General features: G+C 38.7%; 11 protein-coding genes. 4 read left to right on the plus strand and 7 right to left on the minus strand.

Annotation, left to right across the window (positions count from 1 at the left end):
- Nucleotides 1-194: 194 nt before the first annotated feature.
- Together ACFIJW_RS05875 and ACFIJW_RS05880 are read left to right on the plus strand one after the other, a co-directional pair.
- Nucleotides 195-590 carry an MliC family protein gene (locus tag ACFIJW_RS05875; protein WP_375617422.1) on the plus strand — a complete coding sequence of 132 codons (396 nt, stop codon included), beginning with the start codon at nt 195-197 and terminating at the stop codon, nt 588-590.
- 17 nt (nt 591-607) lie between these two features.
- The gene (locus ACFIJW_RS05880) at nt 608-1,000 is read left to right on the plus strand and encodes an MliC family protein (RefSeq protein ID WP_375633618.1); all 393 of its coding nucleotides are present in this window, start codon (nt 608-610) and stop codon (nt 998-1,000) included.
- 16 nt (nt 1,001-1,016) lie between these two features.
- Here ACFIJW_RS05880 and mnhG read toward each other — a convergent pair whose 3' ends face one another.
- The 7 genes from mnhG to ACFIJW_RS05915 form a co-directional block, all read right to left on the minus strand.
- The gene (mnhG, locus tag ACFIJW_RS05885) at nt 1,017-1,427 is read right to left on the minus strand and encodes a monovalent cation/H(+) antiporter subunit G (protein WP_375633619.1); all 411 of its coding nucleotides are present in this window, start codon (nt 1,425-1,427) and stop codon (nt 1,017-1,019) included.
- A complete protein-coding gene (locus ACFIJW_RS05890; protein WP_375633620.1) occupies nt 1,424-1,705 on the minus strand; it encodes a K+/H+ antiporter subunit F in 282 nt (93 codons plus the stop codon). Before ACFIJW_RS05890 ends, mnhG begins: the two co-directional genes overlap by 4 nt.
- Nucleotides 1,702-2,187 carry a Na+/H+ antiporter subunit E gene (locus ACFIJW_RS05895; RefSeq protein WP_375617425.1) on the minus strand — a complete coding sequence of 162 codons (486 nt, stop codon included), beginning with the start codon at nt 2,185-2,187 and terminating at the stop codon, nt 1,702-1,704. Before ACFIJW_RS05895 ends, ACFIJW_RS05890 begins: the two co-directional genes overlap by 4 nt.
- Nucleotides 2,184-3,806, minus strand: a complete 1,623-nt coding sequence (locus ACFIJW_RS05900) for a monovalent cation/H+ antiporter subunit D (RefSeq protein WP_375633621.1) — start codon at nt 3,804-3,806, stop codon at nt 2,184-2,186. Before ACFIJW_RS05900 ends, ACFIJW_RS05895 begins: the two co-directional genes overlap by 4 nt.
- Nucleotides 3,806-4,147, minus strand: a complete 342-nt coding sequence (locus tag ACFIJW_RS05905; protein WP_375617427.1) for a Na+/H+ antiporter subunit C — start codon at nt 4,145-4,147, stop codon at nt 3,806-3,808. Before ACFIJW_RS05905 ends, ACFIJW_RS05900 begins: the two co-directional genes overlap by 1 nt.
- Nucleotides 4,147-7,068 carry a monovalent cation/H+ antiporter subunit A gene (locus ACFIJW_RS05910; protein ID WP_375633622.1) on the minus strand — a complete coding sequence of 974 codons (2,922 nt, stop codon included), beginning with the start codon at nt 7,066-7,068 and terminating at the stop codon, nt 4,147-4,149. Before ACFIJW_RS05910 ends, ACFIJW_RS05905 begins: the two co-directional genes overlap by 1 nt.
- Before the next feature lie 229 nt (nt 7,069-7,297).
- Nucleotides 7,298-7,795 carry a BA14K family protein gene (locus ACFIJW_RS05915; RefSeq protein WP_375633623.1) on the minus strand — a complete coding sequence of 166 codons (498 nt, stop codon included), beginning with the start codon at nt 7,793-7,795 and terminating at the stop codon, nt 7,298-7,300.
- Between the two features lie 167 nt (nt 7,796-7,962).
- Between ACFIJW_RS05915 and ACFIJW_RS05920 the strand changes: the two genes are divergently transcribed.
- Both ACFIJW_RS05920 and ACFIJW_RS05925 read left to right on the plus strand, forming a co-directional pair.
- Nucleotides 7,963-9,060 carry a carboxynorspermidine decarboxylase gene (locus tag ACFIJW_RS05920; RefSeq protein ID WP_375633736.1) on the plus strand — a complete coding sequence of 366 codons (1,098 nt, stop codon included), beginning with the start codon at nt 7,963-7,965 and terminating at the stop codon, nt 9,058-9,060.
- A gap of 55 nt (nt 9,061-9,115) precedes the next feature.
- Complete coding sequence (locus tag ACFIJW_RS05925) at nt 9,116-10,354, plus strand: saccharopine dehydrogenase NADP-binding domain-containing protein (protein WP_375633624.1); 1,239 nt, start codon at nt 9,116-9,118, stop codon at nt 10,352-10,354.
- Nucleotides 10,355-10,696: the final 342 nt, after the last annotated feature.

Below are 10,696 nucleotides of genomic sequence, written 5' to 3' on the forward strand. Positions count from 1 at the left end.
ACTGAACGGGCAGCACCTAAAGAGCAAAAGCTTTAAGGTGAAGAGACAGTCCAGACCACAAACAGCCGATAAGGCTGGCGGTGAAAATCGAAGTGGTATGAATCCTGGGGTCGCAGGTTCGAATCCTGCCGTAGACACCATCGTATCAGTCAAATTATTCTTTGTGCACAATATTAGGAATATAGGGAAGCATCATGAAAAAAACTTTGCACATTTTAGGATTTTTCACCGCTTTAAGTTTATCACTCTTCAGCTCAAACAATAGCTTAGCTGGTTCTTTAATCATTGAAGTACCAGACAATCCAGAGCCCAAAACAGAGACCATTACCTATCAGTGTGATACTGAAACAGGTAAAGAGCGCGTAGAGGCAGTTTATCTTAATGCTGACAATATTTCGTTGGTTGATTTCAAATGGAACGGTGATCGTGTCATTGCTGCTAATGTCATCGCGGCAACAGGAGCAAAATTTGCAGGAGCTCAGTACATCTGGTGGGAGAAGAACAAAGAAGTCACGCTTTATGACCTTGCTCAGGATCCAGAAGAAAAAAAACCTATCCTATGTAAAGATGAGTCAACATTATTATTTTAAATAACACGGGAAATATTATGAAAAAAATTTCTTTTACTAAACAATTTTTCATTACGTTAAGTGTGTTCCTCCTCGGTTCAATTAATGCATTAGCAAGTTCTTTAGTCATTGAAGTACCAAATGATCCAGAACCAACAACAGAGACCGTCTCCTATCAATGCGACATGGGAACAAGCAAAGAGCATGTTGAGGCAACTTATCATAATGCTGGCAATATTGCGCTTGTTGATTTAAAATGGAACGGTAAGCGCATCGTTGGTTCTAATGTAATTGCCGCTTCTGGAGGAAAATATGTGGGTGGTCAATACATTTGGTGGGTAACTAAAAATGAAGCCATATTTTACGATCTTATTAATGATCCAAAAGAAGAAAAGCCCATCCACTGTGTAGAAGAAAAAAGCACAGAATAAAGAAGGTTCTTACATTTCAAGAACCGCGCTGGCTCTCATCTCTTGATGTTCCTTCTGACGTGGATGACTTTTCCTCCGTCTGGTGTAATAAAAGAGCCAGCGGTTTTTCTGACTGTTCTTCTGAATGATGTCGATAAGCTGCTGTATGTGAGAGCAACATAGAAGCTACCGGTGCTGTTAAAAATAAAAAAAACATTAGCAACACTTCATGAAAAACAAAATAATGGTCCACAAATATTGAATAAAGAAATGAAGAAATAAGAATACTACCAACGCCCCAACTCGTACATACTGAAAGCATATGCAAACGCTTATAAAAATTGGAAAAACGCACCAAACCTATCGTTGCGATCAATGTCAATCCAGACCCTAATATTAAGAAAACTGTGATAGCAATAGCAACCACAAGCGATATATCATCTTTCATTCAATAATCTCCCCCCGCATAAGAAATTTCGCCAAAGCGATGCTTGAGACAGATCCCAACAATCCAATAATGAGAGCTGCGACAAAATAAGCGGTTGTTCCTGAACGAATATCGAATGTAAGAAACAAAAGAATAGTGCTTATATAAAGGGCATCCAAACCAACAATTCTATCCTGCGCCCGTGGACCACGAATCAACCGAAACAGCGCGAAAATCACCGCTAAACTTAAAAAAAACTGTGAAAAGAAAAGCCCCCAATAAAGAATCACCATACTCATAAAAAAATCTCCAAAAGCAATTGCTCATACCGTTGTTTGATCAACTGTTTGTAATCATATCCATTTTTAAAATTTAAGACATGAAGCAAAAGTTCACCCTTTTTACTATTATAGGCAACCCAAGCAGTTCCAGGGGTTGCCGAAAGGATGCATGCTAAAATAGCCAAAGCAGTGCGATTATGAAGCAGAAGAGGTACTACAATAAAACCAGATTTCTGCTCTCGAGACCTTTTTGTTAAAACAAACCAAGTCACCGAAACATTTGAGAATATAGAATCTATAAATACTCGAAAAACGAGACGAAAAACCGCACTCCAGCTTTTAATAACAGCCTTCTCCGGCTCCAGAAGCCGTATCATCCAACCACAAAACAAAGCGGTTAAAATCCCTAAAAGAAATTGCCCTAAACTAAAACCATTTAAAATAAGCCACATAAGGACAATGACACCACTGAAAAAAGGGGAAGGACAAAAACGATTCATTTACTCACCTCCCTATTTTCGAGAGAAAAATCCGTTAAAACGCTCCCAATATAGTTTTGAGGTTCATACAAAGTCTTAGCAGTTTCAGACATATAATGACTAACAGGACTGGCTACAATTGTTATAAGAAAACACAAAGCAAGGAGAACGGCAATAGGCGCAAATTCTATCACTTGCACACGGGGAATACGCCCTTCAAGAGAAACCCAAAAAGTTCGGATACCCGTTCGTGTCAATGCAATCAAAGCCGCAAAACCAGAGAGAGTGACAAAAACTACAAAAAGCCAATCTTGGTAAACCGGTAGAGAGACAGAAAAATCCTCTCTACTGTGATTTAAAATTGCCATGAACATCATAAATTTAGCAACAAAACCAGAAAAAGGCGGCAATCCAATAATCAAAATGGCACAAATACCAAAACAAGCTCCAAGAATTGCCAAGGTTACCGGAAAATAGATGCCAACTTCATCTTCTTCCTCCTCTTCATCGTCACCATACACCTCCATTGTGACAGCAAGAACATTTGCAGCCACATCTTGACAGCGTTCAACCAACTCTACCAAAAGAAAAAAAGCTCCCAGTGCTAAAGTTGAAGAAACAATATAAAAAAGTGCACCTGCTGTCAGTGCTGCATTGCCGATCCCGATCGCGGCCAACAATGTACCAGAAGAGACAAGGACACTATAAGCTGCCAAACGCACCAAAACTTGGCTTGCCAATACCCCAATAAAACCAACAATCATAGTGGCAAGCCCACCATAAAACAAAACCGTATGACCAAAATGGTTAAAATATTCACTTTCAGAACCAAACCATAGCAACGTTAAACGTAAAATAATATAAATACCCACCTTGCTCAAAAGTGCAAAAGAAGCTCCAACTGGTGCTACTGCTGCACTGTAAGTTGGCACCAACCAAAAATTAAGCGGCCACATACCCGCTTTAAGCAAAAAAGCAATACCTAAAAGTGCAACACCTATTTCGAACAAAACAATATCTGTAGAAGATATATATTTTATTTTAACAGCCAAATCGGCCATATTAAGAGTACCAACGACTCCATAAATGAGCGCTATACCAACTAAAAAAAATAATGAAGCAACAAGATTAACCACGACATAATGCAACCCTGCGCGCACGCGTGTCTGACCAGAACCATGCAAAGCAAGCCCATAGGAAGCTGTTAACATAACTTCAAAAAACACAAATAAATTAAATAAATCACCAGTCAAAAAAGCACCATTTATCCCCACCATAAAAAATTGCATTAGTGACTGAAAATGAGAACCAGCTTTGTACCAATGAGCCCGCGCAAAAACCAACACGCTAGTCATCAACAAGCTGGAAAGTAAAAGCATCATAGCGCTTAAGCGATCAAGGACTAAAACAATTCCAAAAGAAGACGGCCAATTACCAAGTCGATAAACATCGCAAGCCGGTGCTATTTCAAGAGTACGTATAATCAATAAAATAGCAGTAACGACCAACAGTCCCGCAGAAGAAAGACTGATAAATGATTTAAGTCTTGCACGACGTTCATCATAAAAAAGAAGAAGTGCTCCAGTGATTAACGGCAAAAGAATAGGCAAAATAAGGAGATGATGCACTCCTATTTCCATTATTGCACCTCACGTCCATCAACGTGATCAGAACCCGTTAAACCACGTGAAACCAACAAGATAACTAAAAATAAAGCTGTTGTTGCAAAACCAATCACAATTGCAGTTAAAACCAAGGCTTGTGGGAGAGGATCGACATAATTAGCTGGATTAATAACAGGGGTAGGATCAACAATTGGAGCAGCATTACTACGCGGTCTACTCATTGAAAATATAAAAAGATTAACACCATAGGAGATCAAGGACAAACCAAGAATGACTTGAAAAGTACGTGGACGCAAAACAAGCCAAATACCTGATCCGACAAAAACACCGATACCCAAAGAAAGAACAATTTCCATTAATTTTCCTTCTCTTTTAAAATAGGTTTCTTACCGATTCGGTAACTCCGAATTGACTGGTGTGCAAGTGCAATTAAAATGAGAACAGTTGCTCCTAACACAAGAGAAAGCACACCAAAATCAAACAAAAAAGCGGATGCCATGGAAACTTTCCCAATTAACGGAAGATGAATATATCGAAAAAAGGATGTTAAAAAAGGATATCCAAAAAACCAAGAGCCCATCCCCGTTACGACTGACAACAATAAGCCAAAGCCTATCCAACGCAAAGGTAAAACTCTCAAATGCGTTTCCACCCACCGAATATCGCGTGCAAGATATTGTAAAATAAATCCTATTGCCAAAGTAATACCACCGACAAATCCACCTCCTGGCAGATCATGCCCTCGCATGAATAAATAAATAGCAAAAGCGATAATAATCGGAAAGAGCCAACCCATAATAACAGCAGGAACAGCTAAATAATTCAATACTGTATCTCCCACATTTCGATTAGGCTGTGCTATATCAAAGGCTTTCTGGATACGTTGTTGAAAAGGCGCATCAATACTCTCAGGCGCAGGACGAAAACGTCGTAATAGGGCAAAAACAGTAAGGGAAACAACACCCAAAACCACAATTTCTCCCATGGTATCAAAACCACGGAAATCAACCAATAACACATTCACAACATTGCGACCACCAGCATCTGAGTAAGCATGCGTTAGAAAAAAATCAGAAATCGTTGTACCTTGGGGACGTGTCATCACTGCAAAAGAAAGCCATGCTACACCAGCACCTCCTACAAGGGATATGATGAAATCACGGAAACGACGCAAGCGAACCCAAAAACGAACAGCAGCCGGCCCAGGGTCATGCAAACGTTTAGGCAACCACCGTAAACCAAGCAATAATAAAACGACTGTAACAACCTCAACAACCAATTGTGTTATTGCTAAATCAGGAGCAGAAAGCCATAAAAAGGTTGCACAAGTCATCAAACCAGCTCCCCCTAAAAGCATAAGTGAAGCAAGACGATGAAACTTTGCTCGCCAAGCAACTAAAAGCGCACATAATCCGCCAACCAGCCAAAGAGCGAGAAAAGGAATATCAAGTGGAAAAAGCGGTAATGTCCCCACTGGAATGAAACCATCGCACCAAAGTAAAAGACCAACAAAGGCAAAACAGACCCAAAAAATCCAATGCAATTGGATCTGCAAACGGCGTGTTGACAAAGCAGATTCCACCGCACGGGCCCATTTCCAAGAAATAATTACGAGAATGCGTTCAAAAATACGCGGTCCTTTTAAGTGACGGAAAAAAGGAGCCCCATCATCACAGGATAAAAAATAACGATGCCCGACAGCATAGAGCAATCCGCCCCCTAATAATGCAACAAAACTCATCACTAATGGAGTGTTAAACCCATGCCAAACAGCCAAACTATAAGGAATTGTCATTGTTCCTAAAACAGACACGACCGCATTATCTAAAATAGGTCCTATTGTTAAATTAGGAAAAATACCAACCGCTAAACAAATAAACACCAAAAGCTCCATTGGTAAACGCATGAAATGCGGTGGTTCATGGGGAGTCTTGGGTAAATTGTCAGACTTTTGTCCTAAAAAAACGCCATGAATAAAGCGTATAGAATAGGTCACACTAAACAGACTAGCTAGCGTTGCCACATAAGGCGCAATCCAATCGAGCCATGATTCCATATGCGTTTCAACAGCTTCAGCAAAAAACATCTCTTTCGATAAAAAACCATTCAACAAAGGAACCCCAGCCATCGCTGCACTCGCAACTAAAGCAAGAGTTGCTGTGATAGGCATAGAACGATAAAGCCCTGACAGTTTACGCATATCACGTGTTCCCGTCTCGTGATCAATAATGCCAGCAGCCATAAATAAAGAAGCTTTAAAAGTAGCATGATTGGCCATATGAAAGATTGCCGCAACACATGCAAGTGGACTACCAAGACTTAAAAGTGTTGTAATTAATCCAAGATGACTAATAGTCGAGTACGCAAGCAGTCCTTTCAAGTCTTGCTGAAACATCGAAAAATAAGCACCTAGAAGAAGAGTTGAGAGTCCTGAAAAGCCAACCAGCCAAAACCAAGATTCTGTTCCAGAGAGCACAGGCCATAAACGAACAAGCAAAAACAATCCCGCTTTTACCATTGTTGCCGAATGCAAATAAGCCGATACGGGAGTTGGAGCAGCCATCGCGTTAGGTAGCCAAAAATGAAAGGGAAATTGCGCGCTTTTTGTTAACCCTCCCAATAAAATACAAATAAGGATAGGACTATAAAGAGAACTTGACCGGATCATATCTCCAGACTGTAGCACCTTATCCAAATCAAAACTGCCAACAGTATACCCAATCAATAAAACTCCAATAAAAAGAGCAAAGCCGCCAAAACCTGTGATCGTTAGAGCCATACGCGCACCCTCACGCGCACTTGCATTATGGTACCAATAGCCGATCAGCAAAAAAGAAAAAATACTGGTGAGTTCCCAGAAAACAACCAAAAAGACGAGATTACCTGATAAAACTATTCCTATCATTGATCCCATAAAGGCCAAAAAAAAGGAAAAAAAACGCGGTACAGAATCCGCTGGATCTATGTAATAACGTGAATAAATGACAACAAGCAGCCCAATCCCTGTAATAAGCAAGCAAAAAAGCCACGACAAACCATCTATGCGGAGAATCAAATCGCTTCCCCATTCTGGAAGCCAAGAAATATCTAAACGCACTATGTGGTTTCCGCGAACTTCCGGATAAAGCATTATTGTAAAAATAAGACAGAAAAGTGCGACGACCCCAGCAAACCACGCTTCATTATTTTTTGCTGTCGAACGAAAAAAGCCAATGACAGCACTTCCACCAAAGGGAAGCAAAACGAGCAATACCAACATTGCTTCCCGTGTTGTCATTCTTTAAACTCCATTTTACCTTAATATTTTGTCATCGACAAAACAAAAACTTATATTCTCACCCCCCATTCCACACTTAATGATAATAAGATTTAATAAAACTTAAAAGCATTTAAATTTTTAAAAAAAACAATGCTTGCATGAAAATACTGCGCACCACACAAGTCTTCTCTTTATTGTAAGAACAATAACGCCCACGACAAGAAGCAATTAAAATTTTATTTAATTTCTATCCTTTAAAAAAGCGGGATAAACACTGCCTACGCCCCCCATGAAAAGGCTGAAAACTATTATCATTTTTATTATAAGAGCGATAACGCGCACGGCAAGATTCAATATGTTGTTTAAGCATCCATGGCTCTTTTTTTTCTAATTTTTCCGAAGAAAACGTTAAAAACACTTTTTTAGCATCTGGTACAACTTTTAATGATGCGCCTTTTGTGCTTAAGTGCGGTGATGTAACAAATGCCACTTCAGGATACCACCAATTATCACTGTATTTACGATAACCACGCCGATAATGACGATAACCTTTGAAACCATTAAGTTCTCTACGCCCCGTAAAAATCAGAGGCACCGAACTATCTAGGACAGAAGTCTGAGTAACCAGTTTGGCTTTAGCGTCACTTCTATTTTGCCCCCAATTAACAAGAGTGGTTGTTATAATGAAAAAACTGCTAACAAATACAAAAGCTAAAGCATAATATAATTTTTTTTTCATACTCATAACAAAAAACTCAACATAATAAACAACAGTAATTACAGAAAGCCTTTCTCTTGCTAGACAGAAACAGATTCTTTTCTTAAGATTCTTTTTTCTTGAGACATTCTGTTACTCTTTGTACTAAACGTTGATCTTGGCAATAAGATCCTTCAAAAAAGAATGAATAAATGATGATAAAAACCCCCTACTATCTTATAGACAAATCGAAACTCATCAAAAACATGCAAACAATTTCTCGTTTACGGGAAATGTCCGGAGCTAAAATTTTACTTGCTTTAAAATGTTTTGCCACATGGAGTGTTTTTGATTTAATGTCTGAGTTCATGGATGGAACCACATCATCATCCCTTTATGAACTACGTTTAGGAAGAGAAAAATTTGGCAAAGAAACCCATGCTTATTCAGTGGCTTGGGCAGATGATGAAATTGATGAAGCCTGTGGTTATGCAGATAAAATCATCTTTAATTCCATCCAACAGCTTCAACGCTTTTCTGATGCAACAAAAACCATTCAAAGAGGTTTAAGGTTAAACCCAGGAATCAGCGCATCAAATTTTGATCTTGCCAACCCCTCTCGCCCTTTTAGCCGCTTAGGAGAAACAAACCAAAGCGCTATCAAAGAAGTTCTGCCTCTTATCAACGGATTGATGATCCATAACAATTGTGAAAATGCTGACTTTAATCTTTTTAACCAAATGCTTGGATATATGGAAGAAAAATTTGCAGAACTTTTTTCTGCTGTTGACTGGATAAGCCTTGGCGGCGGAATCCATTTTACGGCTGAAAATTATCCTCTAGAAGCTTTCGCAAAACGCTTAAAACAATTTTCTAAAACTCATGGTGTCACTCTTTTTCTAGAACCAGGAGAAGCTGCTATTACCAAAAGCACCACATTAGAAGTCAGTGTTCTTGACACATTGTATAATGAAAAGAATCTAGCCATCGTTGATAGCTCAATTGAAGCACATATGCTTGATCTTCTCATTTATCGTGAAAATGCCAAATTAGAACCCAATCTAGGACCACACGAAATTATGATTTGTGGAAAATCTTGTCTTGCCGGCGATATTTTTGGAACATTTCAATTTCAAAAACCTCTTAAAATAGGCGATAGACTGTCTTTTCAGGATGCAGCAGGTTATACAATGGTCAAGAAAAACTGGTTTAATGGCGTTACAATGCCTGCTATTGTTCTCAAAGAGTGCGATGGTACATTAACACTTCAACGCCAATTCAGCTATAACGACTATCAGGAAAGCCTTTCATAAAGATAAACCATAAAAAACGTCATACAACAGTATTAAAAAGGGAGATGGACCTACAATGAAAAAAAATGTTCTCATTATTGGTGCTGGAGGTGTTGCACAAGTTGTTGCACACAAATGTGCTCAAAACAACGATATTCTTGGTGAAATTCATATTGCTTCACGAACACTCAAAAAATGTGAAGCCATCATTGCTTCTATTAAAGAAAAAAACACAATGAAAGAGCAAGGTGTTCTCAAAAGCCATTCGCTCAATGCCATGAATGTAGAAGAAACTATAAAGCTCATCCAAAAGACCAAATGTGAAATTGTCATTAATGTTGGTTCTGCCTTTCTTAATATGTCTGTTCTTTCAGCTTGTATTGAAACAAAATGCGCTTATATCGATACAGCGATTCATGAAGACCCATTGAAAATTTGTGAAACACCTCCTTGGTATGGCAATTATGAATGGCCTCGGCGTCCAGAATGTGAAAAAGCTGGTATAACCGCTATTTTAGGAGCAGGTTTTGACCCAGGTGTAGTGAATGCTTATGCAGCATTAGCGCGCGATGATTATTTTGATAAAATCACAGATATTGATATTATTGATATTAATGCCGGAAATCATGGACGTTGGTTTGCTACAAATTTTGATCCAGAAATTAACTTCCGTGAATTTACAGGACAAGTATGGTCATGGCAAAATAAAAAATGGACTTCCAATAAAATGTTTGAAGTCAGCCATGAATGGGATCTTCCCGTTGTGGGAAAACAAAAAGCCTATATGACAGGACATGATGAAATTCATTCACTTTCCAAAAATCTTGATGTAGAGAATGTCCGTTTCTGGATGGGATTTGGTGATCGTTATATCACTGTTTTTACGGTTCTGAAAAATCTTGGTCTCTTATCTGAACAGCCCATTAAGACAGCAGAAGGACAAGAAGTCGTGCCCTTGAAAGTCGTAAAGGCCGTCTTACCCAACCCTTCCTCTCTCGCCCCAGACTATACAGGAAAAACCTGTATTGGAGATCTTATTAAAGGCGAAAAAGATGGAAACCCGAGAGAAATTTTTATCTATAATATAGCCGATCACAAACAAGCTTTTCATGAAACTGGGGCACAAGGCATTTCCTATACGGCTGGCGTACCAGCAGCCGCAACAGCTCTTCTTATTGCCACAGGTGAATGGGATGTTAAAACTATGGTCAATGTGGAAGAATTACCACCCCACCCTTTCCTTAAATATCTTGATCATATGGGGCTTCCCACTTTTATAAGAGAACAACAAGAGGATAAAAAATTACAATTTTAATACCTATAGAAAGCATATGCTTGATTTTTTAAGTTATCACAAAACTGCCCAATGAAAACAAACTTAATATTCTCGTGTAATTATGGTTTTCAAAAAAATTTTAGCTATTCGTTATATTTTGGCAACATTGCGATTTCTTAACAACCCTAAAGAAGAGACATAGCATCTTTTTAAGACATAGCGAGCAATGATCAAGAAAAACAGAGAAGAAAAACTAATTTAATCACACTGTATAACTTGTCATTATCATCAAAAAGATAGTGTCATAAACAAAAGATATAAAAATACCGCTCTTTTAAAGAAGAGCGGTATTTTGTAGAATATTCAATCCCTCCCCCCTCT

Source organism: Bartonella sp. MM97QHHN (assembly GCF_042194285.1).
Lineage (GTDB): Bacteria > Pseudomonadota > Alphaproteobacteria > Rhizobiales > Rhizobiaceae > Bartonella.